The following is a 26,406-nucleotide window of genomic DNA, read 5'->3' on the forward strand; positions in this document are numbered from 1 at the left end:
TATGCACGTATATCTTGATATACGTTTCCACTATCAATGTGCCTTGCTACGATGCCGCGCGTCAAGCGCAGCACATCGTCGAATGAACTCCAGCCACAGCACACCGACCACGTTCGCATCGCCCGTCACCGGCACGCCTGAAGTCCTCTGGCCCGCACAGGCGCTGCTGGGCGAAGGCCTGTGCTGGTCGCCCTCCACGCGGTCGATCTGGTGGGTGGACATCTTCGGCAAGAAGTTGATGAATCTGGCGCTGCACAGCGGGGAACGCCGCGAGTGGATGTTCGATGACATGGTCAGTGCGGTGGCTGAACGCGCGAACGGGCGCGGGCTCATCGTGTCGATGCAGCGCGGCATCGCCTTCTTCGACCCCTCCACCGCCCGGCTCGACATGCTGCATGCGCCCGAGCCGCAGTTGCCCGGCAACCGCTTCAACGACGGCAAGTGCGACGCGCAAGGCCGCTACTGGTCGGGCACCATGGACATGGCCTGCACGGCCGAGACCGGCTCGGTGTACCGAGTCACGGCCGATGGCAGCACCACGCACATCGACTGCGCCTGGGCCGCGCACTTCCCGGTCGTCAATGGCCCCACCTGGTCGATCGACGGACGGCGCATCTGGGTCAACGACACCGCGCGCAACTTCATGCACACCGGCGACTTCGACCCCGCCACCGGCAGCATCACCAACATGCGCGTCTTCATGCGCCTGCCCAAGGGCCAGGGTTATCCCGATGGCATGACCACCGACGCCGCCGGCCGACTGTGGGTCGCGCACTGGAGCGGCGCCTGCGTCACCTGCCACGCACCCGACGATGGCCGCGAGCTCGCTCGCATCGAACTGCCCACCTCCAACATCACCAACGTCGCCTTCGGCGGCGCGGACATGACGACACTCTTCATCACCAGTGCCTCGGCCGAGCTGAGCGACGAGCAAGCCTCGGCCCAGCCGCTCAAGGGCTCGCTGTTCATGGTGAAGACGGATGCCGTCGGCATCCCTGCCCACCGTTTTGCGGGCTGACCATGCCGATATCGATATCCCAACCATCCAAGAACTCATTGGTTAGATATCGCTGATCCTCGTAGTCTCTCGGCTGCTTACGCTGAGGAGACAAACGACATGCCCGACCGCAAGAAACTGCGCTCGGCCGAATGGTTCGGCACTGCCGACAAGAACGGCTTCATGTACCGGAGCTGGATGAAGAACCAGGGCATCCCGGACCATGAATTCCAGGGCAAGCCCGTCATCGGCATCTGCAACACCTGGTCCGAACTCACCCCCTGCAATTCGCACTTCCGCAAGATCGCCGAGCACGTCAAGCGCGGCATCTACGAGGCCGGCGGCTTCCCGGTGGAGTTCCCGGTGTTCTCCAACGGCGAGTCCAACCTGCGGCCCACCGCCATGCTCACACGCAACCTCGCGGCCATGGACGTGGAGGAAGCCATCCGCGGCAACCCCATCGACGCGGTGGTGCTGCTGGCGGGCTGCGACAAGACCACGCCCGCGCTGCTGATGGGCGCGGCCAGCTGCGACGTGCCGGCCATCGTGGTCAGCGGCGGGCCCATGCTCAACGGCAAGCTCGAAGGCCGCGACATCGGCTCGGGCACCGCCGTGTGGCAGCTGCACGAATCGCTCAAGGCGGGCGAGATCAACCTGCACCAGTTCCTCTCCGCCGAATCAGGCATGTCGCGCTCGGTGGGCACCTGCAACACCATGGGCACGGCGTCGACCATGGCCTGCATGGCCGAGGCGCTGGGCACCACGCTGCCGCACAACGCCGCCATTCCCGCGGTGGACTCGCGCCGCTACGTACTCGCGCACATGTCGGGCATCCGCATCGTGGAGATGGCGCTGCAGGACCTCACGCTGTCGAAGATCCTCACGCGGCAGGCCTTCGAGAACGCCATCCGCACCAACGCGGCCATCGGCGGCTCGACCAATGCGGTCATCCACCTCAAGGCGATCGCCGGCCGCATCGGCGTGCCGCTGGAGCTGGAGGACTGGACGCGCATCGGCCGGGGCACGCCCACCCTCGTCGACCTGCAGCCCTCGGGCCGCTACCTGATGGAAGAGTTCTACTACGCCGGCGGCCTGCCCGCGGTGCTGCGCCGCATGGGCGAGCACGGGCTGCTGCCGCATCCGGATGCGATCACCGTCAACGGCCAGACGCTCTGGGACAACGTGCGCGAGGCGCCGAACTACAACGCCGAGGTCATCCGGCCGCTGGACAAGCCGCTCATCGCCGATGGCTCCATCCGCGTGCTGCGCGGCAACCTCTCGCCGCGCGGCGCGGTGCTCAAGCCCTCGGCCGCAACACCTGAGCTGCTCAAGCATCGCGGCCGTGCGGTGGTGTTCGAGAACCTCGAGGACTACAAGGCCCGCATCGTCGACGAGAACCTGGACGTGGACGCCACGTGCATCCTCGTCATGAAAAATTGCGGACCCAAGGGCTACCCGGGCATGGCCGAAGTGGGCAACATGGGCCTGCCGCCCAAGCTGCTGCGGCAAGGGGTCAAGGACATGGTGCGCATCTCGGACGCCCGCATGAGCGGCACCGCCTACGGCACGGTGGTGCTGCACGTCGCGCCTGAAGCCGCAGCCGGCGGGCCGCTTGCGGCCGTGCGCGACGGTGACTGGATCGAGCTCGACTGCGAGGCCGGCCGCCTGCACCTGGACATCACCGATTCGGAACTGGCCGATCGCATGGCCACGCTGACGCCACAGCCGGCGCGCTCCGACGGCGGCTACCAGAAGCTGTACGTGAACCACGTGCTGCAGGCCGACGAAGGCTGCGACCTCGACTTCCTCGTGGGCTGCCGCGGCTCGGCCGTGCCGCGCCACTCGCACTGATCGACCACAGGTCCCCAAGATGTTGCTGATTCAATTCAAGACCGCGCAAGGCGCGACCCGCGTGGGCGTTCTGCAGCCGGAAAAAGGCCAGGTGCAGGTGCTCGCCGGCGTGACCTCCACCTACTCGCTGGCGCAGACCGCCATCGCCAACGGCGAGGGCCTGCAAGCATTGGCCGGCCGGATGGTCTCCGACGAAACCTGGGACTACGGCGAGCTGGCCAGCGATGGTCGCCTGCTGCCGCCGCTCACGCATCCCGACGATGCGCATTGCTTCGTCACCGGCACCGGCCTCACCCACCTGGGCAGTGCCGCATCGCGCGATGCCATGCACAAGAAGCTCGCCCAGGCCGAGCAGTCGCTGACCGACAGCATGAAGATGTTCCGCATCGGCCTGGAAGGCGGCAAGCCTGCGTCCGGCCAGGTGGGTGCCGCGCCCGAGTGGTTCTACAAGGGCGACGGCAGCATCGTGCGCGCCAGCGGGCAAGCCATCGAGATGCCCGACTTCGCGCTGGACGGCGGCGACGAGAGCGAGTTGGTTGGCCTGTACGTGAATGGCCCCGACGGCACGCCGCATCGCGTGGGCTTCGCGCTGGGCAACGAGTTCTCCGACCACGTCATCGAGCAGCAGAACTACCTGTACCTCGCGCATTCGAAGTTGCGTGTGTGCGCTGTGGGGCCGGCGCTTCGCGTGGGCCCGCTGCCCGAGCACGTCGAAGGGCACACGCGTCTGTTCGACAAACAAGGCTCGGTGCGCTGGGAGAAGCCTTTCGTGAGCGGCGAGGCCAACATGTCGCACACCATCGCCAACCTGGAGCACCACCACTTCAAGTACGGCCTGTTCCGTCGGGCCGGCGACGTGCACCTGCATTTCTTCGGCGCGGCCACGCTCAGCTTTGCCGACGGCATCCGCGTGCAGGCGGGTGACCGGTGGGAGATCGAGTCCCCGCTGTTCGGCCCCGCGCTCGTGAACACCCTGGCCGTGCAGGCCACCCAGACACCGGCCGTGCGCCCGCTTTGAATGTTCGATCCTGCAGAACACTCGCACCGGCGGCGAAACCCGCTGACGGGCCAATGGGTGCTGGTCTCGCCGCACCGCGCGAAGCGGCCCTGGCAAGGGCAGCAGGAGGCCGCGGCGCTTGACTCGGCGCCTTCGTACGACCCCGCCTGCTACCTGTGCGCCGGCAATGCCCGCGTGACCGGCGAACGCAATCCACAGTACGACGGCACCTTCGTCTTCACCAACGACTTCGCGGCGTTGATGAAGGAGGTGCCTGACGCACCGCCCTCGGACGACCCGCTGTTCGAAGCCATGCCCGCGCGCGGCACCAGCCGCGTCATCTGCTTCTCGCCCGATCACGCGAAGACCCTGCCGGAGCTGCCGGTCGAGGCCATAGAGCGCGTCGTCGACACCTGGTGCGAAGAGACCGAAACGCTGGGCGCGCGCTACGCCTGGGTGCAGGTGTTCGAGAACAAGGGCGCGGTGATGGGCTGCTCGAACCCGCATCCTCATGGGCAGGTCTGGACCTGCGAGCACCTGCCCAACGAAGCCTCGGCGGAAGACGCGCATCAACGCGACTACTTCGCCACGCATGCCCGCCCGCTGCTGCTGGACTACGCGCAGCGTGAAGCGGATTCAAAAGAACGGGTGGTCGTGAGCACCGACCACTGGCTGGCGGTGGTGCCCTACTGGGCCACCTGGCCCTTCGAGACGCTGCTGATGCCGCGCACCGCGCTGCAATGCATGCCCCAGCTCGACCGCGAGCAGCGCCGCGACCTCGCATCGGCATTGAAGGAACTCACCAGCCGGTACGACAACCTGTTCCGCTGCTCCTTCCCCTACTCCATGGGCTGGCACGGCGCGCCATTCAACGGCAGCGATGCGCGGCCCTGGCAGCTCCACGCCCATTTCTACCCCCCGCTGCTGCGTTCGGCCACGGTGCGCAAGTTCATGGTCGGCTTCGAGATGCTGGCCGAGGCGCAGCGCGACCTCACGCCCGAGCAGGCGGCCGCGCAACTCCGTGGCGTGAGCCCCGTGCACTACAGCCTCGCGCCATGATCTCGCCCCACGTCAGCCACACCGCCCTCGCCGCCTTCGACCAGGCCTTCGGCCATGCCGCCGCACGGCTCGTGCAGGCCCCCGGGCGCGTCAACCTCATCGGCGAGCACACCGACTACAACGACGGCTTCGTGCTGCCTTGCGCCATCAACCACGGCACGGTGATCGCTGCGCGCAGCCGGCCCGACATGACAGTGCGTGTAGTGGCAGCCGACTACAGCCACACCATCGACGAATTCCGGCTGGACGCACCCATCATGGCGCGCACTGACACGCAATGGCCGAACTATGTGCGGGGCACCGTGATGCACCTGCTGGCGCACGGCGTGGACATCCGCGGCGCGGACCTGGCGCTGGCGGGCGACGTGCCGCAAGGCGCCGGACTGTCATCGTCCGCCTCGCTGGAAGTGGCGGTGATCCAGGCCTTCAAGACGCTGTACCGGCTCGACGCGCTGCAGCCGACCGCCATGGCGAAGATCGCGCAGACGGCGGAGAACAAGTTCGTCGGTTGCGCCTGCGGCATCATGGACCAGCTCATTTCCGCCCGCGGCGTGGAAGAGCATGCGCTGCTGATCGACTGCCGCTCGCTCTCCACCACGCCGGTGAAATTGCCCGCGGGCCTGGCGGTGATGATCGTCAACTCCCGCGTGCAGCGTGGCCTGGTGGACAGCGAGTACAACCTGCGCCGCCAGCAGTGCGAGGCTGCAGCGCGCCACCTGGGCGTGCCGGCCCTGCGCGATGTCTCGCTGGAAGCTTTCGAGGCCCGCACCGGCTGGCCCGACGAGGTCGTGCGTCGCCGCGCGCGCCACATCATCACCGAGAACCAGCGCACGCTGGATGCCGCCGAGGCGCTCAAGGCCGGTGACCTGCGCCGTGTCGGCCAGCTCATGGCGCAGTCGCACGCGTCGATGCGCGACGATTTCGAGATCACCGTGCCGGCGATCGATCAATTGGTCGAGATAATGCATGCCGAGATCGGCGACGAGGGCGGTTGCCGCATGACCGGCGGAGGCTTTGGTGGCTGCGCGGTCGCGCTGGTGCCCGAGTCCAAGGTCGAGTCCGTGCGTGAAGCCGTTGCTGCCCACTACCGCAGCCCCACCGGCGACAGCGCCGATGTGTACGTCTGCCGGGCCAGTGTGGGAGCCGGCACCCTCGAGTGAGCACCTGAGCAAGATGGAAAGCTACCTGGCGAGTCCGAACCGATACGACACCATGCAGTACCGCCGCTGCGGCCGCAGCGGGCTGAAGCTTCCCGCGGTATCGCTGGGCCTGTGGCACAACTTCGGCGGTGTCGACACCTTCGAGAACCAGCGCAACATCGTGCGCACGGCCTTCGACCTCGGCATCACCCACTTCGACCTCGCCAACAACTACGGCCCGCCGCCCGGGTCGGCCGAAGAGAACTTCGGCGTGCTGCTGCGCACCGACCTCAAGCCTTATCGCGATGAGCTGATCATCTCGTCCAAAGCCGGCTACACCATGTGGCCCGGACCCTACGGCGACTTCGGTTCGCGCAAGTACCTCGTGGCCAGCCTGGACCAGAGCCTCAAGCGCATGGGCCTGGACTACGTGGACATCTTCTACCACCACCGCCCCGACCCCGACACCCCGCTGGAAGAGACCATGGGGGCGCTCGACCACATCGTGCGCAGCGGCAAGGCGCTGTATGCGGGCATCTCCAACTACCCCGCAGAACTGGCACATCGCGCGGCCACCATGCTGCGCGAGCTGGGCACGCCCTGCGTCATCCACCAACCGCGCTACAACATGCTCGACCGCTGGGTGGAGTCCGACCTGCTGCGCACCCTGCGCGACGACGGCGTGGGCTGCATTGCCTTCTCGCCGCTGGCGCAAGGCCTGCTGACGGACCGTTACCTGTCGGGCGATGTGCCGGCCGGCTCGCGTGCCGCGGGCAGCACCGGTTTCCTCACGGCCAGCCACATCACGCCCGAGCGCGTGAAGCTGGCCAATGCGCTCAACGAGATCGCCAAGGCGCGCGGGCAGAAGCTGGTGCAGGTGGCACTGGCCTGGGTGCTGCGCCATGCGGAGATGACCTCCGTGCTCATCGGCGCCAGCCGCGAGTCGCAGGTGCGCGACGCAGTGGGTGCACTGGCGCGGCTGGACTTCAACGCACAGGAACTGGCAGCGATCGATGCCCTGGTGAAGGACGCCGCGCGGGCTTGACGCCCGCGCTCAGGAAAGACTCAGGAACGGGACAGCGAGGTGGGCGTGCAGACGATCTGCACCACCGGCTGTTCCGTGCGCATCAGGGCCCACAGGGTGTAGATGCCCAGGGCCGTGCCGAAAGGCAGGTTCAGCAATTGCAGTGCCCCCATGCCGATGAGCCAGGGGCGTGCGCCCTGCCGGCCGGCCAGGAACGCGGCGCCAGCAACCAGTTCCGCAACGGCGACCAGCACGAACGGTACCGCGAGCGCGGCACCAAAGGCCGCGAAGATGGCGAGCGGGAATTCAGTGCTCGGGAAGAGCGCGGTCAGCACGCCGAAGAACAGCGTCAGCGCCGCGATGACCAGCAAGGTGATGGCCGCGAAGACCACGTGCAGCACGGCAACGACCTTGTGATGGATGTCCATGAGCGGCTGGGCAGTATGGGCGGGACGCCAGTCTAGCCAGAAGGCTGGCGGGAAAACAAGACATCAACCTGAAACAAGAGCGAAGGCTGATGCGCAATTGCAGGAGGACTGCACCTGCAATGCGCTGAGTCAGGTGCTTTCGCAACAGGAATGTCCGGGTAACCACTGAGGACAAGCTGGTGCACCGGCCACGATCGGGCTTGATGATGTGCGGCCGTCATGCCTCGCATCCACTCCTGCCACGCCTGGAGACCTCCACATGGATTCTGCAAACCGTCAGCGGTCCCTCACCTGGGCACTTCGAGCCTTCGGATTGCTCTTCATCCTCGGCGTGTACCCGTTGACCGTGCTCTGGCCCTCGGGGTGGGCATGGCACACGGGGTCATCGTCTGAATATCTGCAGATGATCATCGCCATCTATGCCACCTTGGGTGTGTTCCTTCTGCTGGCATCCCGCCAGCCCGACCAGCACCTCGGGCTGATCTCTTTCACCATCTGGTCGAGCATCGTCCACGGCGGCGTCATGGCGGCGCAGTCGCTGGGAAACACCCATCACATCGGGCATCTGTACGGGGACGTGCCCGCGCTGTTCATCGCGGCTGCCGTGCTGGGGTGGCTGTGTCCGCGGGCCTTGATGCTGCGCTTGTCCACGGACGCCTGACGAGACGATGGTGACCCGATGAATGAACAGGACGCCGCCTTCTTCCGCTCGCTGGAGGAGCGCCGCACGCGGGCCCTCGTCGAGCAGCAGATGGACGTCATCGAGGCACTGCATGCGCCGGACTACGAGCTCGTGACACCGGCCGGCCGCGTCATGACTCGCGCGGACTACCTGGCCGCGATCGAACAGGCGCCCTTCTACACGGCCTGGGACATCGGCGAGATGAAGTGCCGCCTCGCCGCCAACACCGCCATCCTTCGATACCAGGCGACGCTGCGGTTTCCGTCCGGCCGTGAATTGCATTGCTGGCACACGGACCTGTACGAACGGCGGGAGGGGCGGTGGCAAGCCGTGTGGTCGCAGGCGACCGAACGCCGCGACGTCGCGCGATGACTCGCCTGTGAACTGGCAAGCCATCCGCCGACGTCTTCGCTATGCCGACTTCGCCGGCAACCCCATCTTCGCCAGCGTCAGCGTCTCATCCGCACGACCCCAGCCACCGTCGATGACTTCCTCGACGAGCACCATCGAATACGGCCTCGCAGCTTCGCCGAAGTACTCGACGAACATCGCCGTGGTGCGGTGAATGATCTCTTCCTTGCGGGCCGCGTCGACGACGCCCTCGGGGAACTTGAAGTTTGCAAATGGCATGGGAATCTCCTGTGTTGCCGTGGTGAAGAAGGTTTGGCTCAGTGCGCGGCCCGAGGCGACAGCAATTCGCCAAGTCCCACGCGACGCATGAATTCGCAACGGATGCGATCGGCCACCGCATTGACGACCTCGCAGCCGTCATCCGACGGATCGACGTGCACGCGGAAGGGCCGGTGGCCATGCGGCGTGTCGACGATGGCGACCATCGCCTGCGCCACGCTGGACGGGTCCGCGTCCGGTGGCTCGCAAGCTGCAAGGTTCTTGATGATCAGCTCGCCCAGCCCATGCGTCGGCCCACGCTCGTACTCGTCGAGCCGTGCGGCATCCTTGGGCGAGCCCGAATGCTGGAAGTGGTTGGTGCCCTTGGTGAAGGCCCCGGGCACGACGATGCTGGTCTCGATGCCCCATCGCGCCAGTTCACCGGCGTAGCTCACGGCCATCGCATCCATCGCCGCCTTCGCTGCGAAATACGGTGCGAGGTACGGGGGCGTACCGCCGCGATGGCTGCTGCTGCCCACCCAGAGCAACAGCCCCTTTCCCTGCTGGCGCAGCGAGGGCAGCGCCGCACGGTTGACCCGCTGCGTGCCCAGCACGTTCACGTCGTACAGCTCGGCCAGTTGCTCGGGCAGGAAGGCCTCGGCCGGCCCGAAGGCCATGTGGCCCGCGTTGTGCACGACGACATCCAGCCGCCCCTGCTCGGCAATGACCTGCGCCACGGCGGCATCACACGAGGCCTGCGACTGCACGTCAAGCTCCAGGGGCAGGAGCCGCACACCGTGCTCCTGCGCGAAGGCCTGGACCGCGGCCACCTGCGCTGCGTTGCGCCCGGTGGTCTGCCTCATGCTGGCATAGACCACATGGCCGGCTCGGGCCAGCGCCCGGGCCGTCATCGCTCCGAATCCGCTCGAAGCGCCGGTGACGAGAATGACCTGGCTCATGGTGTTCTCCTCTGGGTTGACTCAGGCGAAGCCGCCGTTGGAACGAACGACCTGGCCGTTGATCCAGCCACCCTGCGGTCCGGCCAGGAAGGAGATGACGTCGGCAATGTCCTGCGGCTGCCCGATGCGCTCCAGCGGAGACTGCTTGACGATCTGCCCCACCAGTTCCTCGCTCTTGCCCTGCAGGAAAAGCTCGGTGGCCACGGGCCCTGGCGCCACGGCATTGACCGTGATGTTCCGGCCCCGCAATTCATTGGCGAACACCTTCACCAGGCCTTCGACGCCGGCCTTGGACGCGATGTACGGCCCGTAGGTGGGCAGGCTCTTGGCGATGACGCTGGACGACAGCGCGATGAAGCGGCCGCCGCTCTCCAACTGCCGAGCAGCCTCGGCCATCATGAGGAAGGTGCCGCGCAGGTTGATGGCGAGCATCTGGTCGAAGTCGGCCAGCGACATCGAGGAGATCAGGCCGTTCTTCATCACGCCAGCGTTGGTCACCACCGCATCGACGCGGCCGAATGCCTCCTTGGTCTTGGCGAACAAGGCCTGCACCGACCCGGGGTCGCTGACGTCGCCCTGGATGGCCACCGCTTGGCCACCAGCCGCACGAATCGCAGCGACGACGCCGTGGGCTGCGGCTTCGTTGCCGCTGTAGTTCACGACGACCGCGTAGCCGTCTGCCGCGAGGCGCTGGGCGATGGCCTGTCCGATGCCGCGGGATGCCCCCGTGACGATGGCTGCCTTCTGGATTTGCTGGCTCATGGTTCGCTCCTGTGTGTTGATGTCGATGTCCATGAGGTAGATTCTTTTTGTTATCCAATTCAGGATAAATGCCACCATCCTTTCATTAGAATTCCGTTTGAATTAACAATTCATCCATGGATCGCCTCCAAACCATCAGCCTCTTCACCCGCATCGTGGAGACCGGCAGCTTCAGCCGGGCGGCCGAGATGCTGGACATTCCGCGGCCGACGGCCACGAATGCAATCAAGGAGCTCGAAGCCCGCCTGGGCGTGCGCCTGCTGGAGCGCACGACGCGGCAGGTTCGGCCCACGCACGACGGCATGGCCTACTACGAGCGCTGCGTGCACGTGCTCAGCGAACTCGACGATGCGGAGTCTTCACTGCGGCACGTTGCGGCCAACCCGCGCGGCACGCTGCGGGTGGACATGCACGGCACCCATGCCACCAAGATCGTGCTGCCCAGCATCGCCGGCTTCCACCAGCGCTACCCGAACATCGACCTCGTCATCAGCAGCGGCGACCGCCTGGTCGACCTCGTGCGCGAGGGCGTGGACTGCGTGATCCGTGCCGGAGCGCTGCGGGACTCGGCCCTGGTGGCGCGCCGCCTCGCGGTGATGCCGCAAGTGCTGTGCGCCAGCCCCGACTACCTCACCCGCGTCGGCACGCCGAGCCACCCTGATGACCTTGCCAATCACCAGATGGTCAAGTTCTTCTCCAGCAGCGGCGGCATCGACTACCCACTCACCCTCGTCGTCGATGGCGTCTCGAAGGACTTCTCTCCGGGCGGATGGATCAGCGTCAACGATGCCGAGAACTACGTGCTGTGCGCGCTGCGCGGCTGCGGGCTGATCCAGTTGCCGCGCTTCCACGTCGAAGACGATCTGGCCGCCGGGCGGCTCGTGGAAGTGATGGCGCCATGGCCCAGCCCCGACATGCCCTTGTCGGCGCTGTATCCCTATCGCAGGCAGCTTTCGCCGCGCGTGCGGGTCTTCGTCGATTGGCTGAGCCAGTTGTATGCGCAGCGCTTCAAGACTCACCCCGAAACGGCCGCATCGACGTAAGACTGGGTACCGTCACCACGACTGCTCACCGTCCACCATGAACCTGCCGATCCGATCCCAGATCGTCGCCCTGGCACTGCTGATGTCCGCCAGTGCCTTCGCTCAAGACCGCGTGCCCCGCGACGGCCTGCCGTCCTGGCTGGTCTCGAAGATGAAGCGCTATGACGGCCTGCCCGAAGAACAGGCGCCGCTGGGCATCTGGCAGATCACCCGCGAGGGGCAGCCCGCCTACCTCGAGATCGCCCCGTGCTGCGACCAGTACAACCCGTTGTTCGATGCAAAGGGCCAGCGGATCTGCGCCCCGACCGGCGGCTTCCATGGTGGGGGCGACATGAAGTGCCCGAATCCGGCGGACCCTCGCACGAAAGTGCGGCTGGTGTGGGTGCACCCGAAGTCCGCGGACCAGAACCCGCCGGCCCCGCAACTGTCCAAGGAATGAGGTCGGCGGGCTTCAGCTCGCCACGATGCGCATCAGCAGCCACGACGGCAGGCCCAGGTAGAGCGCCACGGTACCGAGCCGTTCCAGCCACCGCCGCATGCCGATGACCTGGGCTGGCCGCAACATCACGGCCGCCATCGTCCCCGCTTCGATGGCCGCGCGCAGTGCTGCGGCGCACAGCACCACGCCGATCACCCAGCCGGCCCACCACAGCGCGAAAGTGGTCAGGTAGGCACTCAGCCCGAAGGCCTGGTATTCGCCGAAGCTGCCGCCGTAGGCGATGTGCTGGTGCAGGCGAAAGGCCGGGATGGTGAGCATCAGCGGCAGCACGATGAACTTCGCCAACGGCCGGTCGAGCAAGCCCCGGTGGACGGCCTCGCGTGCCTGCGCGTAGGCGCTCGCGCGGGACGGCCTGGCCTGAGGCGATGGGGCACCAACGGCGTCAGCCAAGGCTTGTGCCAGCGCCAGCGGGTCATGGTGTGCCAGCCCGTAACGCCAGCGCCGACCGTCGTTCAATCTCAGCGAAACACCCGGCCCCGGAATGGGCAGGCGCCACGCGTCGGCGGAGGCGATGTCGCCAATGGGCAGTTCCAGCCTGCGCGAGCCGCGCGCCAACACCAGTGCGCCGCCATCGATGGACGCTCGCGCGGAGAACGCCAGCAGCACGAACCATGCGGCGGCTTCGGGGGCGAGGAACAAGGCCGCAAACATGCGGATCTGCGCCAGCGGGTTCGCCTGCAGCACGCCATCGCCGAGGAGCACCGCCGCGACCATCCACAGCAAGCTGCCTCGGGAGAAGACACGCAGCACAGCCGTGGTGATGCGGGCCGCAGCCGGCAAAATGGCCACGCTGGCAGGAAGCGCCTGCGCGGCCAGCCCAGGCGCTTCCTGCGCGACGCGCTCGTGCCAGCACCGCAGGAGCGTCGTCAGGGCCAGCAGCAGAAGGAAGACTGCGCTGGCCTTTCCAACCCAATCGCCCCACATCAGCATCAAGGTGCGGGGCGCTTCGCGCACCGGCACGTCGCCGATCACCAGCGTGCGCTCGCCCATGCGCGTCGCGGCGATCACGGTGCCCGTCGCGTCGATCACGCCGCTGTAGCCGTTCGACGTGACGCGGAACTGCGGCAATCGCGTCTCGATGCTGCGGAACGCTGCAGCCGCCTGGTGCAGCTCGGCGCCCAGCGGATCGTCGCTGAACCACGAATCGTTCGACAGCGTGAGGATGGCCTGCCCGCCCAGCCGTGCACCATCGATGGCGAGGGCGGCATCCATGTCATCCAGGCAGATCAGCGGCAGCACCGGGATCTCGCGCCCGTCGCGCAGGCGCAGCGGGAACACGCGCGCGCCCGTGCCGGGCTGCCACGAACCGGTCCAGGGGAACCAGCGCCGGAAGACCGGCCCGTCGAGCCACGCAGGCACGTATTCGGTGAGCGGGAACAGGCGCGTCTTGCGATAGAAACCCAGCAGGCCGGAGCCCGGCACGACGAAGGCGGCGGCGTTGTACTCGCCCGCATCGTCGCGGTCGTAGGTGCCGAACACGAACGGCACATTGGCCGCATTGACGATGCCCAGGATCTCGCGGTCCAGCTCAGCACCCGCCTCGCTCTTGGGATGGCCGAAGGTCGTCGGGTACACCGTCTCGGACCACAGCACCGCATCCGCGTGCTGGCGCTCGACGGCGTCGTGGCTCATGGCGTAGTGCGTGTCCAGCACCTCGCGCACCACGGCACCCGCGCCCTTCTCGCGGCGCAGGCGTTCGTAGTCGACGATGTTCGATTGCACGAGCCCCATGCGCAGCGGCTTGCCCGATGCGGCGGGGGCAGACGACAGCGTCGCCAAGCCATAGCCCGCCAGCAACGCGGGCACCAGCGCTGCCAATGCGAGCGGCCGAGCCATGGCTCGCAGGCCATCGCCTCGGTGAGCCAACGCAGCACGCACACTTTCATTGGCCAGCAACATCGCGAACGTGAGCCCTGCCGCGCCGCCCACGTCCGCCGCCTGGCGCAGCAGCTTCGATGGATACAGCCCGTAGGCCAGGGTGTCGCCGAGCATCTTCGGCATGCACCACTCGGCCGCGACCCACGCCGCCGCGCCGGCCAAGGCGCAAACCGCAGCACCATGCCAGCGCGCAGCCCACTGCCGCACGAACGCGAAGACGATGAACTGGGGTTGGAACAGCGGCGCGGCGACGAGCAGCACCACCAGGCCCGTGGCCGATCCGAGCTGCGTGTAGTTCCCGATCGCGCTGCCGAACCAGCCGAACACGGCCAGCGTGAAAGCCACCGACATCGCATAGCCGCTGAGCAATGCGCCGGCCATCGTCCGCGTCGCGTCCAGCGTTCGAAGCCAGGGCACGAGCGCCACGAAACCGAGCACCCAGGCGACTCCACCACGTGCATACAGGCTCGCCACCAATGCACTGGCGAGCACGCCCGACATCATCCGAACGCCAGGCTTGGCGAAGAAGGTGGAAGCATTCAACGCCCAGGCCCTCCGGATTCGATCGGCGCTGGAATCGCGATGCGCCGAATGGGCATGCCCGGCGGCGCCAGCTCCGGCGGCACCACGCGGTCCTTGGGCATCGCAATGGGCCGGTTCGCTGCGTCATGGAGCTGGAAGCCGGGCGCGAACATGAGGATGGGTTCAATGCGTTGCCCGTCGTCGGTCGCCTGGTAGTGGCGCACGTAGCCTTCGGGAAGCACGAAGCCTTCGGGCACCGCGATGCCCATCAGCGGCGGTCGCGTGCCCGGTGGAGAGAACGCGCCGAGCCCGGTGTAGACACCTGCGCGGTGCAGCCGGTCGATCACCTCGCCCATGGTCGGTTTCTCGCCCTTGTTGATGTAGTCGGAGATGTCCGGCGTCTGGTCGCCGTAGGGGTCGCGCTGGGGCGTCACCTGCTGCACCGTGCGGGGCTCGCTCTCGCTGGCCGCGGGCGTGGGACGCATGGGGGCAGGCTGCACCACGCTCGATGCAGCGAACGCCAGCACCGGTGCAGTGGGGGCCGTGCTGCCGGATGCCGCGGGCGACGGAAGCTGCGCGGAAGCATCGTCTGCAGCCGCTGCAGGCGACGAGGTGGACGACATCGCCCACCACACCAGGCCGCTCGCGACGATCACCGCCGCGATGGCCAGGTACCCGAAAGACGGCGCCCATGGCCGTCCTGCGCCCGCTTCATCAGCCGGCGCAGGACTGGAACGGCGCGGTCCGTCCACGGTACAGCGCTGAGCCACTCAGGGCGACGGCGGGTTGGACGTGGACACCGCCCAGCCCATGCGTTCGTGCCCGTACTGGTTCCAGATCGGACTCTTGCCGCCGGTGAACGAGGTGTAGCGCGGTGCGCCCGAGCCGGTGGTGCCGCCGAACAATCCCGCGGTGACGGTGCCGCCCGTGTAGGTCGGGTGCGTGTCGTCCGACTGGATGTAGTCGTAGCTGGTGCCCGCCGACACGAAGTGCGTGTTGGCGTCACGGATGGTCGAGCGCAGCGTCGAGGTGATGCGCGTCACGTAGCTCGACTCGCTTTCACCGGCGACGTAGCGCAAAGCCTCCGAGTCGACCTGCCCGTCACCGTTGCTGTCGTAGTCCGCGCCCATGTACTGCGCGAAGTTGTCGGTGCACTGGAAGCCTTTCTGCCGCGCGTACTCGCACATCCAGTAGTTGATGGTGGCGAGCTTGGGCAGGAATTTCTCCTGCAGGTTCACGGTGGCGCCGGTGGACGCGTCCTTGCACGAGCTCTGCACGTTGTCGGCCGCGTAGCCGGGGTAGTGCAGGTTCGAGATGATCTTCACCTTGGTGCCGGCGTAGGCATTGGCGTTGATGAAGTCCATCGCCGCGGCGACGTAGGTCTTGCAGTTGCTCACGGCCGTGTTCATGCCGGAGTAGTCGCAGGTGCCGGTCTGGCTCTTGAAGGCCGAACGTGCCTGCAGGCCGTCGTTGCCGCACATCTCGAAGGTCACCACGCGGGTGGAGCTCGCCTGCATGTACGACTTCTCGGCCACGATCTTGTTGTTGTAGACATCCGAAGCCACCGCGCCGGACTTGGCGCGGCGCACGCTCTCGATGTCGGCATTCCAGAGCGCCGAGAGGTATTCGCCATCCACCGTGGGCGCGGAGTACTTCGCCGCGTTGAGGATGGAGCCGTTGTAGCCGGCGTAGATCGAGTCGCCGTAGGCCACGATGCGGTACTTCGTCGACGTGCCTGCGCGGTCGATGGTCCACGACACGTTCTGGGTCAGCGTGTTGGCCACGGCCTGCGAGCCGAGAGCCGCCAGAGCCAGCGTGGGCAGCAGGGTGCGCAGCGCCGTGCGGAATCGGGAGCTGGTGCCTCCCGTGATGTGATGCGCCTTGTGCGCGAATGCGGGAATCCAACTCCTCATCTGTGTCTCCTTGGCCTTGTGGTTTGCGGTGGGAAAACAGAAACGCCAGGCCGCACGGTGTTGCCGGAGTGCGGGGGCAGAGCCGGTGAAGGCTAGAGGCGCACCTCACGCGTGCATTGGGGGGAATCCCTCGCCGCATGGCGTGATGGCGCGCAAAGCCAATGAAATGGCTCGCTGGGTCACGTGCACGATGCCGGGCGGTGATGACGGGATCGTGAGACCCTGCTAGGCGCAAGGTGAAGCGATGAACCCATGCATCTCGCGCCAAGCCTCTTCCGGTCGGGTCTGGAGCAGCCCGTGCGGTGCTTTCAACCGGACAATCCGAGCACCTGGAATGACCATTTGGACGGCAAGGCCTGCGGAAGCCGGCACCAGCCTGTCATTTGCTGCCTGCAGGTACAGCGTCGGACACTCGATGCTTGTGCAACTCGGTGTGGCGTCGACGATCGCCACCTGCCTCAGCCGCGACTGCAAGACCCGAGAGGTGATCCGCCCCACGGCCATGCGGACCGCCTGGCGCAGTTCGGGCGCGGTATTCCGGCCGAGCAGAAGCAGCGGCGCCATCCGGGCAGCCAGCTTCACATTCACGAGGCTCACCAGAAAGGCCAATGAAGACAGCTTCGGCCGTGGACATCGGATGAAGCTTGCAACGAAGATGAGCGCCTTCAAGCGACGGCCCAATCCGGCGGCAAGGGATGCGGCGACCGGCCCCGAGAACGACTCCCCGAGAAGGACCAGTGGCCCATCGGGCAGCAACGATCGTGTGTATTCGACGAGTTCGTCGAAGGTCTTCGGTTCTTCGCACGGATAGCGGACGACACAAACGGGCCAGTCGTCCTTGATCGCCGCCAGCAACGGCTGGAACAGTTCACCGGTACCGTCCATTCCGGGCAACAACACCAGCGTCGGCTTTGCTGGCTTGTCCGTCATCCGCTGAGAACCTGGGTTTCGCCATCGCACTGCCACTGGACGGACTCGGCGACCTTCACCCACTGGTGGTCAATGTTGGCCAGCATCCAGGCACGGTACCCGCGCTTGTGCATGCGCGGCCCGGGACCGGCCGTGGGCAACTCGCCCACCGGCAAAGTCGCAACGACCGTCATCAGGTCCGGAATGCCGTCCGCGTCGAGGTCCGCCGTCCAGACCTCCGTCAGCGTGAGGCTCCCAATCCTGGAAACGGCGGAGCTTCTGCGCACGGCACGCACACCAGGCGATACCGGCTCGCGCGTCAGCACCAGCATCTGCGGCATCGCCCCCGTGCGCTTGCCCGACAGGACCACGTTGAAGCCCGGTGAGGCGCAGGCATCCACTGACCCGAAGGACATCTTGTCGACCCGCATTTGCACTGTTCCGGATTCAGTGATGGCATTGGCCTGCAGGTCCTGGAAGTCGAGCTCGATCCGGCCGAAGGTGTCGGCCGCGGCTTGCGCGCCAGGCCGCAGGCCGATGGGCGCAGCGAAGCTTCCACGCACGGTGACCGACAGATTGGTGAGCGCCCAATCCGCGAGGTCATCCGCTGCCTGGCTGCGAGCCAGGAGTTGGCGATCATCCTCGCTTCGCGCCATGAAGACGCCCCCCACGACGGCCGCGAGTTCGTTTCTCTCGTGGAAGAACGAGGATTCGGTCGCCGTCCGCGGATGGTCGCGAACCACTTCCGCGATCAGCGCTCGCACCAGCGCCGCGCCGTCGGACCCCAAGCCCCAGGGCTCGGGCTCGGACATGACGGTCAAGCGCGTGGGCGTGAAACCGGAGGTCGAGAAGCCGCGTTCGAACAATCGCCGCATCGGCAGGGTCGCCCAGTGCGACGCCTCCCGCATGTCCTGCCCGGCCAATTGCGCCCGGGAACGGTAGGCAGCATCGACGTTGAACAGCCAGCGCAGCGACGGCGAGAACCAGAAGGCGCGCTCGTTGGCCATCGCCCAGGCCGCGTAGTCTTCACTGGTGACCGGTCCCCAGCTGCGGTCGCGGTGCACCCGGCCCGACGTTGAGGCCGTCATCCCGAGAATCTCGTCGGCCGAATAGCCATGGATCCGCAGCAGGTCGCAGGCCATGAAGCCGGTGGCCTCGCCGGTGGTCAGTGCGCTTCGCGGCACCCGGACACGGCACCAGGTGCCCTCGGTGGAGAGCAGCTCGACCCGGGTGGCGATGGGCACGCGGGCCAGCACCTCGGACTTGTCATCGGCCGACGATCGCAGGTTCACGATGGAACCAGCGACGATCCGGTGCTGGTTGCGCGGAACGGCCTGGGCCGGCAGCGCCAGCGCCCCCACAAGCGCGAGGCCGGCCAGGACCGCGCGGGCATTCCGGAATTGCGTCAACATGCATTCACCGCTTCACCGCTTCACCGCGCCATCTTCATCAGCACCTTGTCCATCTTCCTCGGGAACCAGCGGTACAACTTCCAGCCGCGCCGCAGCCGCCCGGGAAAGACGATGATGCCGTCGCGCTTCACGACGCCGCGCAGGATTTCATCGGCAGCCACGTCGGCAGGCAAGGCACTCCTGGGCACATCCTGCTTGCCCCAGATGCCGGTGGCCACCGCGCCCGGGCAGGCCACGCTCACGAAGATGTTCTCGGGCAGCATCTCCAGCCTGAGGCTTTCGGACAGCCCGACCACCGCGTGCTTGGTGGTGGCGTACAGCACCATGCCCGGCACCGGCATGATGCCGGCGATGGAGGCGGTGTTCACGATGTGCCCGCCGCGCTGCCTTCGCATCACCGGCAGCACCGCGTGCACGCCGTTGATGACGCCGCCCAGGTTCACGTCCACGATGCGCTGCCAGTCGCCCAGCGTCGCCTGCGCCACCGGCGGCATGCCGCTGATGCCGGCGTTGTTGAACATGTAGTCGATGCGGCCCATGCGGGCGACGCCGAAGTCGATGAGCAGTTGCACCGCCTCGGCATCGGTCACGTCCACCGCCGCATGCTGCAGCTGCGGCGCATGCACCGACAGGCTCTCGACCGCGCGGGTCAGGGCAGGCGCATTGATGTCGGCCATCAGCACCCGGGCGCCGGCCTTCAGCAAGGCCCGGGTCAGCGCCAGGCCGATGCCCGACGCCGCGCCGGTCACGATCGCCGTGCGATCCTTGAACGCGTCAGCGGCGCGGGTCATGAATCCAGTCGTCCCATCGGTCTCGCCCGTATCGAAAGGGCCATGGTCGCCGATTGGGGGCCGATTGGGAAGACTCGGTGTCCCGCAAGGCATTGACCGCACGGGCGTCTGCGCCGAAGCTTGCGGTCCATGAAGGCACCTTTCGTTCCCCAGATCCGCCTGTACCAGGACTGGCTGCGCGAGCAGCGCGGCCTGCAGTTCGACAGCTACGACGCGCTGTGGCGATGGTCGGTGACCGAGCTGGACGCCTTCTGGCAGAGCATCTGGGATTCGGAGCAGATGCAATCGCCCACGCCGTACACCGCCGTGCTCGCCGAGCGCCACATGCCGGGCGCGGTGTGGTTCCCCGGGGCCCAGGTGAACTTCGCGCAGCGGGTGTTGCGGCATGTGGCACCGGCGCATGCGGCGGGCATGCCCGCCATCGTCAGTGACAACGAGCTCGGCCGCGTGCGTGAAACGAGCTGGCCCGAGCTGAAGCGGCAGGTCGCCTCGCTGGCCTTGGAGTTGAAGGCGCTGGGCGTGCAGCGCGGCGACCGCGTGGCCGCATGCATGCCCAACGTGCCCGAGACCATCGTCGCCTTCCTCGCCTGCGCGTCCATCGGCGCCGTCTGGAGCGTGACCGCACCGGACATGGGCGCGGCGGCGGTGGTGGACCGCTTCCGGCAGATCGAGCCGCGCGTGCTGATCGCGGCCGACGGCGTGTTCTACGCGGGCCGGACGATCGACCGCACCGCCGCAGTCGAAGCGCTGCGCGATGCCCTGCCCAGCGTCAGGCACCTGCTGGTGATGGAGTCGCCCCATGTCAGCCGCAGCATCGACGGGGCGCTCAGCCTGGCCGATGCGATGGCCCGCCATGACGCAGCCACCGATGCCTTCGAGCCCGAATGGCTGCCCTTCGACCACCCGTTGTGGATCGTCTATTCCAGCGGCACCACCGGGCTGCCCAAGGCCCTCGTGCACGGGCACGGCGGCATCCTCATGGCCATGGCGGCGCTGGGCAAGCACAACGACCTGGGCGCGAGCTACAGCGCCAACAATTTCGGCGAGCGCTACCACTGGTACAGCTCCACCGGCTGGGTGATGTGGAACGCGCAGGTGGGCGGGCTGGCCTCGGGCAGCACCATCTGCATCTTCGACGGCAGCCCCGGCGGCTCGAAAGACCAGCCCGACTGGACCGTGCTGTGGCGCTTCGCCGCGCGGCACCGCGTCACCGTGCTGGGCAGCGGCGCGGCCTTCTATGCCAACTGCATGAAGGCCGGCGTGGACCTCGCGTCCTGCGGCGACCTCTCGCGCATCCGCGCACTGGGCTCCACCGGCTCGCCGCTGTCGGAGGAGGTGCAGCGCTGGGGCACGGCGCAGTTCGAGCGCATCGGCACACCGGACATCTGGTGGAACAACATCTCCGGCGGCACCGATTTCTGCGGCGCGTTCATCGGCGGCCACCGCGAACTGCCGCACACCGTCGGGCGCATGCAGTGCCGCGAACTCGGCTGCGCCGTGGAAGCCTGGAACGAACAGGGCCAGCCCGTCATTGGCGAAGTGGGCGAACTGGTCTGCACCCAGCCCCTGCCGTCCATGCCGCTGTACTTCTGGGGCGACGAAGGCCATGCCCGCTACCTGTCGAGCTACTTCGATGTGTACCCCGGTGTGTGGCGCCACGGCGACTGGCTGAAGATCGACGAGGACGGCGGCTGCACCATCTACGGCCGCAGCGACGCGACCATCAACCGCCACGGACTGCGGCTGGGCACGAGCGAGATCTACTCTGCCGTGGAGGCGCTGCCCGAGGTGCTCGATTCGCTGGTCATCGACCTCGAATACCTCGGCCGCGACAGCTGGATGTCGCTCTTCGTCGCACTGCGCGAAGGCCTGTCGCTGGACGACGCGCTGCTCGGCCGCATCCGCGATGCGATCCGCACCGCGGTGTCACCGCGATTCGTGCCCGACGAGATCGTGCAGGCGCCGGAGATTCCACGCACGCTGTCAGGCAAGAAGCAGGAGGTGCCGATCAAGAAGGCCTTCCTCGGCCAGCCCATGGACAAGGTCGTGAACCGCGACGCCATGGCGAACCCGCAATGCCTGCCCTGGTACGAAGCGCGTGCCAAGGCTCATCTTTCACACTGACCACGACACGCACATGCTCACCACCACCTGCCACTGCGGCGCCGTCACCATCGAGATTCCCGAAGCCCCCAAGGCCGTCACCAACTGCAACTGCTCTCTGTGCCGCCGCGTGGGCGGGTTGTGGGGTTACTACGCGTACGGCACCGTGCGCATCGGCGGCCACCCGGAGAACACCGAGGGCTACGTCTGGGGCGACAAGACGCTGCGCACCTGCCGCTGCAAGACCTGCGGTTGCGTCACGCACTGGGAGCCGCTGGACCCGAATGAGCATCCGCGCATGGCGGTGAACATCCGCAACTTCGATCCGAAGGACATCGGCGATGTCCGCATCCGCCGATTCGACGGCGCGGACACCTGGACTTACCTGGACGAGTAGGCCCACCCAAGCGCAGCAAGAAGCGAAGGCTAGCGGGCAATCGCGTGCTGCACCGCGGGCAAGGACTTGTTCAGGCTCTCCACTGCGATGGACTGGACCTGCTTGGCGACCGCGGCATCGTTGAAGGCATGGGCCATGTTCAACAGCGCGAACCCGCTCACCACTTCATTGACGAGTGCGTTCAGCTTCCTGTCCGGCGGCGGTCCGGGCCAGCAACCGCCGTGAATCGCCTTCCACAACTCCAGCATGCGTTCCAGTTCCGAAGATGCGTCAGCCATGGCTTCTCTCCCTGTTGATGACATTGCACGGTGACAGCCGACGCAGGCAAGCAGCGGCGTCCCAGCAACCTTAGGCGCCGTGCAGTGCGCATGCAAGGAAGGAGCAGGCGTCGATCTAGGGAGAAGGAATGCGCCTACCTTGCCTGGGCGCTGGCCATGTAGTCCACCGTGAGGTGCGCCAGCGTCCTCACGCCCACCAGCAGGCTGGCCTCGTCGGGGTTGAAGCGCGGCGAGTGGTTGGGCTCGGCCTTGTCTGCGTCCTGCCCCGGCGGCGTGGCGCCGATGAACACGAACAGGCCTGGCACCTTTTGCGCAAAGAAGGAGAAGTCCTCGCCTGCCGTGGCCTTGGGCACCACCACCGCCTTCGCGCCGGGCACGCGCTGCAAGCTGGGCGCCATGCGCGCCGTCAGCGCAGGGTCGTTCACCGTGGCGGCATAACCGTCTTCATCGAAGTGCACATGCGCCTGGCCGCCACCGCTCAGTGCGATGTGCTGAGCCGTCTCGTCCATGCGCTTCATGATGAAGGTGCGCATCTGGTCGTCATAGGTGCGCAGCGTGCCGCTCATCTCGGCGCCGTCGGGAATGATGTTGCTGCGGCTGCCGGCGTTGAAGGTGCCCACGGTCAGCACCGACGGCTCCTTGGTCACATTCACCTGGCGGCTCGCAATGGTCTGGAAACCCATCACGATCTCCGAACCGATCACGATGGGATCGACGCCGGCCCAGGGCATGGAGCCGTGCGTCTGCCGGCCCTTCACGCTCACCTGGAAGTTGTCCGAGCTGGCGGTGATGGGCCCGGCCTTGTAGCCGATGACGCCGGTGTTCAGGCCCGAACTGAGGTGAAGCCCGAACACCACGTCGGGCTTGTCACCGTCGAAGGCACCTTCAGCCAGCATGCGCCGCGCGCCGCCGATTTCAGCCTTGGGCAGCTTCTCTTCGGCCGGCTGGAACAGCAGCTTCACGGTGCCTTGCAACTGTGGCTTCATCTGCGCGAAGAGTTCGGCCGCGGCCATGAGGATGGCGACGTGGCCATCGTGGCCGCAGGCGTGCATCACGTCCACCTCCTTGCCGTCCCACACCGCACGGGACCTGGAGGCGAAGGGCACGTCAACCTGCTCCTTGACCGGCAGCGCGTCCATGTCGGCACGCAGCGCCACGACCGGGCCGGGCCTGCCGCCGTGCAGCACGGCCACCAGGCCAGTCACCGCGACGTTTTCCTTCACCTCGTAGCCCAGCGATCGCAGATGCCTGGCCACCAGCGCGGAAGTGCGCTTCTCCTGGTTGCCAAGCTCCGGGTGCTGGTGGATGTCGCGCCGCCAGGCGATCAGCCGGGGCTCGATGGCCTTGCTGCGCTGCTCGATGAGCGGGTAGAGGGATTCGGCACCCGAGGGCGCTGCGGTCTGCGCCAGGACCGGACAAGCCGCGGCAGCCAAGGCGGCCAGGGTCGGGAGGCAACGGAAGGCAACTCGCATGGGAAGGATTAATAAGTGGCAACCCGGCACAGCTTAGAAAGGTGCATGATCCGAATCCAATCGAATTTGCGCCTGGCAATAAGCTGGGCTTATGCCATGGCTTCCACTGCCCTGAGCTCGACGGTCATCCACGAGCGCATGCTGTCGCGCCTGCGATTGAAGCACCTGCGCTTGCTGGTGTCGCTGTCGGTGCACACCACCTTGCGCCTGGCAGCCGAGGAGGTGCACATCAGTCAGCCGGCGGCCACGCAGATGCTGCGCGAGATCGAATCCCTGCTCGATGCGCGCCTGTTCGAGCGCCACGCCCGAGGCATGCGGCCCACGCCGGCCGGCGGTTTGCTCATCGGGCATGCGTGGTCGGTGATGGAATCGATGCGCGTCGCAGCCGATGGGCTGGCGGCCAACGCGGCGGCGGGCGAGCGGCCGGTGCGCATCGGCGTCATCGCCGCGGCGGTGCCGGGCATCGTGTCGCTCGCCCTGCCTGCGTTGCGGCAGCAAGGGCTTCGCGTGGAGATCGTGGATGAGTCCATCGAGCGGCAGATGGAGCTCCTGGCCAACGGCGCGCTGGACATCGCCTTGCTGCGCAAGCCCGCGGGCGTGCCTCTCGGCCACCGCTTCGTGCCCCTGCTGAAGGACCAGGCGGTGGTGGTGGCCGGTCGTCGGCATCCGGCGGCCGGCCTGCCCCGCGTCAGCCTGAAGCAGTTGGCGGACAGTCGATGGATTCTTCCGCCGCGCGGCTTCGCGGTGCGCACGCTCATCGACGACGCCTTCCGCCGCGCGCGCATGGTGCCTCGCGAGCACGAGATCCAGACCGTGGTGAACACCCTGGTCGTGGCGCTGCTGGAAGCCGGCGATGTCGTGCTTCCGGCACCGCGCAGCGCGGTGCTGGACGGCATCCGCGCGCAGCACTTCGTCGAACTGAAGCTGCCCTTGCGTGCGCCGATGCCCCCCGTGGGCGCGCTGATTCGACCCGATGCCATCGGCCTCACCGCCAACCGCGTGCTGGAATGCCTGGCGTCCGCCGCGCGGGATGCATGACGGCGTTCCTACCGCTTCGCCGACGACCTCGCGTTGCGCCGGTAGAACTCCGGCGGCTTGTCCTTCACCCACTCGATGAAATCCACCATCACCGGATGCTCGCGCAGCGACTGCCAGGTGTGGTAGCTGCGTGCCAGTTCCTTCTCGGTGAAGGTGGCGTGGATCTTCCGGTGGCAGATGCGATGCATCTGCTCCTTCACCGTGCCGCCCTGGCTCTTGGGCACCAGGTGGTGCTCGTCCACGCTCTCGCCCAGCACCAGCTCACGCCCGCACAAGGGGCAGGTGCCCGGCGCCTCCGGTTCCACATGCCAGGCAGGCGCATTGCGCAATCGCCGTTTCACGACCATCGGTCTTCCATCTCCTCGGCGCGGATTCTGCCTTCACGGGCTTGGGGTACGCTTGCAATCGAACAGGTCACCGCCAGATAGGAGGCGCCATGAAAACATCGTCCGTGTCCCGAATCATCGTCAGCGTGGTCATCGCAGTGGCGGCCATGTCGGCTTTTGCAGGCAGCAAGGAAGACATCCAGGCCGACATGAAGGCCGGCCGCTGGTCGCAGGCTGACACTCGCCTGACCGACGTGCTGGCCAAGCACCCCGACAACGCGCTCGCGCACTACTGGCAGGCGCAGGTCAAGTTCCGCGAGAACCAGCTCGACGAGGCGCGCAAGCACCTCTCGGCCGCCAAGGAGCTGGACCCGCAGTTCAAGTTCGCCTCCGACAAGGCCTCGCTGTCCAAGCTCGAAGCGGCACTCGACAAGCCGGCGCCAGCCCCCACGCCCCGCATCGACAACCCGACGCCCAAGCAGACAATGCCCGCGACGGTGGAACGCTCGCCGGTCACGCCGTACAAGGAACCCAAGTCCTCCGGCGGCAGCGGCTGGCTGTGGATCGGCCTGATCGTGCTGGTCGTGTTCATCTTCTGGGCCGTGCGCTCGGCCAAGTCGCGAGGCATGAGCGGCGACAAGGCGGCCATCAAGGGCAAGCTGGAGGAAGCGCTCAACGACCTGCGCGACGCCGGCAAGTTCATCGACACCCGCAGCGACTTGACGATGGAGCAAAAGCTCGCCATGTCCGACCGCGTGATGCGCGCGCAGGGCGACGTGCAGGCCCACCTGGCCACGCTCGCCACCCGCGATGACCTGCAGCCCTCGATCGACCTGTGGCGCCGCGTGCGCGACATCGCCGCCGAGACCCGCGGCGAACGCCGGCCGAGCGAGATCGAGGCCGAGCGCGAGATGGAGCTGCAGCGCATGCGCAGTGCGCAGATGGCCAACCAGAACATGGGCATGGGCGTGCCCAACCAGGGCGGCAGCGGATTCGGCGGCGCCGGCGCGGCACTCGGCGGCCTGGCGGCCGGCGTGGTGCTGGGCAGCATGATGAGCGGCGGCGCGCAGGCGCATGAGCGCCGTGACAGCGGTGGCGGCGGTGGTGGCAGCGGCGGCTACACGCCCATCGAGGACTTCGACCGCGGCGATTCCTCGCCCAGCATCGACGTCGGCGGGTCGGGCGATGGCGGTGGGTGGGACAGCGGCAGTTCGGACACCGGCGGCGGGGGTAGCGACAGCTTCGATTGATTCCCCACTCACACCTGGACACACTTCCGCGCTTGAGTCTCCTGGCGGCCCGTCGAAAACCCGAGAAC

Annotated in this window: 27 protein-coding genes; 14 read left to right on the plus strand and 13 right to left on the minus strand. The window is 67.1% G+C overall.

Going from position 1 to position 26,406, the window contains the following annotated elements:
- Positions 1-82: 82 nt before the first annotated feature.
- The 6 genes from DZC73_RS00055 to mgrA all read left to right on the plus strand — a co-directional run bounded on the left by DZC73_RS00055 (position 83) and on the right by mgrA (position 7,088).
- A complete protein-coding gene (locus DZC73_RS00055; protein ID WP_124538168.1) occupies positions 83-1,018 on the plus strand; it encodes an SMP-30/gluconolactonase/LRE family protein in 936 nt (311 codons plus the stop codon).
- A 99-nt stretch (positions 1,019-1,117) separates the two neighbouring features.
- Entirely contained in the window at positions 1,118-2,848 is a 1,731-nt protein-coding gene (locus tag DZC73_RS00060; protein WP_124538169.1) for an IlvD/Edd family dehydratase, read from the plus strand.
- Between the two features lie 19 nt (positions 2,849-2,867).
- Entirely contained in the window at positions 2,868-3,866 is a 999-nt protein-coding gene (araD1, locus tag DZC73_RS00065) for an AraD1 family protein (protein WP_124538170.1), read from the plus strand.
- On the plus strand, positions 3,867-4,904 hold the full coding sequence (locus tag DZC73_RS00070) for a UDP-glucose--hexose-1-phosphate uridylyltransferase (RefSeq protein ID WP_124538171.1): 1,038 nt from the start codon (positions 3,867-3,869) through the stop codon (positions 4,902-4,904).
- Complete coding sequence (gene galK / locus DZC73_RS00075; protein ID WP_124538172.1) at positions 4,901-6,064, plus strand: galactokinase; 1,164 nt, start codon at positions 4,901-4,903, stop codon at positions 6,062-6,064. Before DZC73_RS00070 ends, galK begins: the two co-directional genes overlap by 4 nt.
- 13 nt (positions 6,065-6,077) lie before the next feature.
- Complete coding sequence (gene mgrA, locus DZC73_RS00080; protein WP_124538173.1) at positions 6,078-7,088, plus strand: L-glyceraldehyde 3-phosphate reductase; 1,011 nt, start codon at positions 6,078-6,080, stop codon at positions 7,086-7,088.
- A 20-nt stretch (positions 7,089-7,108) separates the two neighbouring features.
- Here mgrA and DZC73_RS00085 read toward each other — a convergent pair whose 3' ends face one another.
- Positions 7,109-7,495, minus strand: a complete 387-nt coding sequence (locus DZC73_RS00085; RefSeq protein ID WP_124538174.1) for a hypothetical protein — start codon at positions 7,493-7,495, stop codon at positions 7,109-7,111.
- A 259-nt stretch (positions 7,496-7,754) separates the two neighbouring features.
- Here DZC73_RS00085 and DZC73_RS00090 point away from each other — a divergent pair, with 259 nt between their 5' ends.
- Both DZC73_RS00090 and DZC73_RS00095 read left to right on the plus strand, forming a co-directional pair.
- Positions 7,755-8,156, plus strand: a complete 402-nt coding sequence (locus tag DZC73_RS00090) for a DUF6632 domain-containing protein (protein WP_124538175.1) — start codon at positions 7,755-7,757, stop codon at positions 8,154-8,156.
- Positions 8,157-8,174: 18 nt separating this feature from the next.
- A complete protein-coding gene (locus DZC73_RS00095; RefSeq protein WP_124538176.1) occupies positions 8,175-8,549 on the plus strand; it encodes a nuclear transport factor 2 family protein in 375 nt (124 codons plus the stop codon).
- A 39-nt stretch (positions 8,550-8,588) separates the two neighbouring features.
- Here DZC73_RS00095 and DZC73_RS00100 read toward each other — a convergent pair whose 3' ends face one another.
- The 3 genes from DZC73_RS00100 to DZC73_RS00110 are packed head-to-tail and all read right to left on the minus strand — an operon-like array spanning position 8,589 to position 10,507.
- Positions 8,589-8,807: a tautomerase family protein gene (locus DZC73_RS00100; RefSeq protein ID WP_124538177.1), complete on the minus strand. Its 219-nt coding sequence runs from the start codon at positions 8,805-8,807 to the stop codon at positions 8,589-8,591.
- Positions 8,808-8,845: 38 nt separating this feature from the next.
- A complete protein-coding gene (locus DZC73_RS00105) occupies positions 8,846-9,745 on the minus strand; it encodes an SDR family oxidoreductase (RefSeq protein WP_124538178.1) in 900 nt (299 codons plus the stop codon).
- Positions 9,746-9,766: 21 nt separating this feature from the next.
- Positions 9,767-10,507, minus strand: a complete 741-nt coding sequence (locus tag DZC73_RS00110; protein WP_124538179.1) for an SDR family oxidoreductase — start codon at positions 10,505-10,507, stop codon at positions 9,767-9,769.
- A gap of 116 nt (positions 10,508-10,623) precedes the next feature.
- Between DZC73_RS00110 and DZC73_RS00115 the strand changes: the two genes are divergently transcribed.
- Positions 10,624-11,550: a LysR family transcriptional regulator gene (locus tag DZC73_RS00115; RefSeq protein ID WP_124538180.1), complete on the plus strand. Its 927-nt coding sequence runs from the start codon at positions 10,624-10,626 to the stop codon at positions 11,548-11,550.
- Between the two features lie 37 nt (positions 11,551-11,587).
- A complete protein-coding gene (locus DZC73_RS00120) occupies positions 11,588-11,989 on the plus strand; it encodes a DUF6970 domain-containing protein (RefSeq protein ID WP_124538181.1) in 402 nt (133 codons plus the stop codon).
- A 12-nt stretch (positions 11,990-12,001) separates the two neighbouring features.
- Here DZC73_RS00120 and lnt read toward each other — a convergent pair whose 3' ends face one another.
- The 6 genes from lnt to DZC73_RS00150 form a co-directional block, all read right to left on the minus strand.
- A complete protein-coding gene (gene lnt / locus DZC73_RS00125; RefSeq protein WP_235834931.1) occupies positions 12,002-14,470 on the minus strand; it encodes an apolipoprotein N-acyltransferase in 2,469 nt (822 codons plus the stop codon).
- A complete protein-coding gene (locus tag DZC73_RS00130; protein WP_235834932.1) occupies positions 14,467-15,105 on the minus strand; it encodes a hypothetical protein in 639 nt (212 codons plus the stop codon). Before DZC73_RS00130 ends, lnt begins: the two co-directional genes overlap by 4 nt.
- A gap of 114 nt (positions 15,106-15,219) precedes the next feature.
- Positions 15,220-16,362, minus strand: coding sequence for an SGNH/GDSL hydrolase family protein (locus DZC73_RS00135; protein ID WP_124538183.1), 1,143 nt, complete (start codon positions 16,360-16,362; stop codon positions 15,220-15,222).
- Between the two features lie 225 nt (positions 16,363-16,587).
- Positions 16,588-17,292, minus strand: a complete 705-nt coding sequence (locus tag DZC73_RS00140) for an alpha/beta fold hydrolase (RefSeq protein ID WP_124538184.1) — start codon at positions 17,290-17,292, stop codon at positions 16,588-16,590.
- The gene (locus DZC73_RS00145; protein WP_124538185.1) at positions 17,289-18,683 is read right to left on the minus strand and encodes an SH3 domain-containing protein; all 1,395 of its coding nucleotides are present in this window, start codon (positions 18,681-18,683) and stop codon (positions 17,289-17,291) included. The genes DZC73_RS00140 and DZC73_RS00145 overlap by 4 nt, the downstream gene beginning before the upstream one ends.
- Before the next feature lie 20 nt (positions 18,684-18,703).
- Positions 18,704-19,474, minus strand: coding sequence for an SDR family NAD(P)-dependent oxidoreductase (locus tag DZC73_RS00150; protein WP_161974398.1), 771 nt, complete (start codon positions 19,472-19,474; stop codon positions 18,704-18,706).
- Between the two features lie 129 nt (positions 19,475-19,603).
- Here DZC73_RS00150 and DZC73_RS00155 point away from each other — a divergent pair, with 129 nt between their 5' ends.
- Positions 19,604-21,598, plus strand: coding sequence for an acetoacetate--CoA ligase (locus DZC73_RS00155; protein ID WP_124538187.1), 1,995 nt, complete (start codon positions 19,604-19,606; stop codon positions 21,596-21,598).
- Positions 21,599-21,611: 13 nt separating this feature from the next.
- Positions 21,612-21,974: a GFA family protein gene (locus tag DZC73_RS00160; protein ID WP_124538188.1), complete on the plus strand. Its 363-nt coding sequence runs from the start codon at positions 21,612-21,614 to the stop codon at positions 21,972-21,974.
- A 29-nt stretch (positions 21,975-22,003) separates the two neighbouring features.
- Here the strand turns inward: DZC73_RS00160 and DZC73_RS00165 are convergent, their stop codons facing one another.
- Together DZC73_RS00165 and DZC73_RS00170 are read right to left on the minus strand one after the other, a co-directional pair.
- Positions 22,004-22,252, minus strand: a complete 249-nt coding sequence (locus DZC73_RS00165; protein ID WP_124538189.1) for a hypothetical protein — start codon at positions 22,250-22,252, stop codon at positions 22,004-22,006.
- A gap of 134 nt (positions 22,253-22,386) precedes the next feature.
- A complete protein-coding gene (locus DZC73_RS00170; RefSeq protein WP_124538190.1) occupies positions 22,387-23,724 on the minus strand; it encodes an amidohydrolase in 1,338 nt (445 codons plus the stop codon).
- 96 nt (positions 23,725-23,820) lie between these two features.
- On the opposite strand from DZC73_RS00170, the gene DZC73_RS00175 reads away from it, so the two are divergent.
- Positions 23,821-24,762 carry a LysR family transcriptional regulator gene (locus DZC73_RS00175; RefSeq protein WP_161974399.1) on the plus strand — a complete coding sequence of 314 codons (942 nt, stop codon included), beginning with the start codon at positions 23,821-23,823 and terminating at the stop codon, positions 24,760-24,762.
- A gap of 8 nt (positions 24,763-24,770) precedes the next feature.
- Here the strand turns inward: DZC73_RS00175 and DZC73_RS00180 are convergent, their stop codons facing one another.
- Positions 24,771-25,109, minus strand: coding sequence for an HNH endonuclease family protein (locus tag DZC73_RS00180; protein WP_124538192.1), 339 nt, complete (start codon positions 25,107-25,109; stop codon positions 24,771-24,773).
- Positions 25,110-25,198: 89 nt separating this feature from the next.
- On the opposite strand from DZC73_RS00180, the gene DZC73_RS00185 reads away from it, so the two are divergent.
- Positions 25,199-26,338, plus strand: coding sequence for a tetratricopeptide repeat protein (locus DZC73_RS00185; protein ID WP_124538193.1), 1,140 nt, complete (start codon positions 25,199-25,201; stop codon positions 26,336-26,338).
- Positions 26,339-26,406: the final 68 nt, after the last annotated feature.

It is taken from the genome of Rhizobacter terrae (assembly GCF_003852895.1).
Lineage (GTDB): Bacteria > Pseudomonadota > Gammaproteobacteria > Burkholderiales > Burkholderiaceae_C > Albitalea > Albitalea terrae.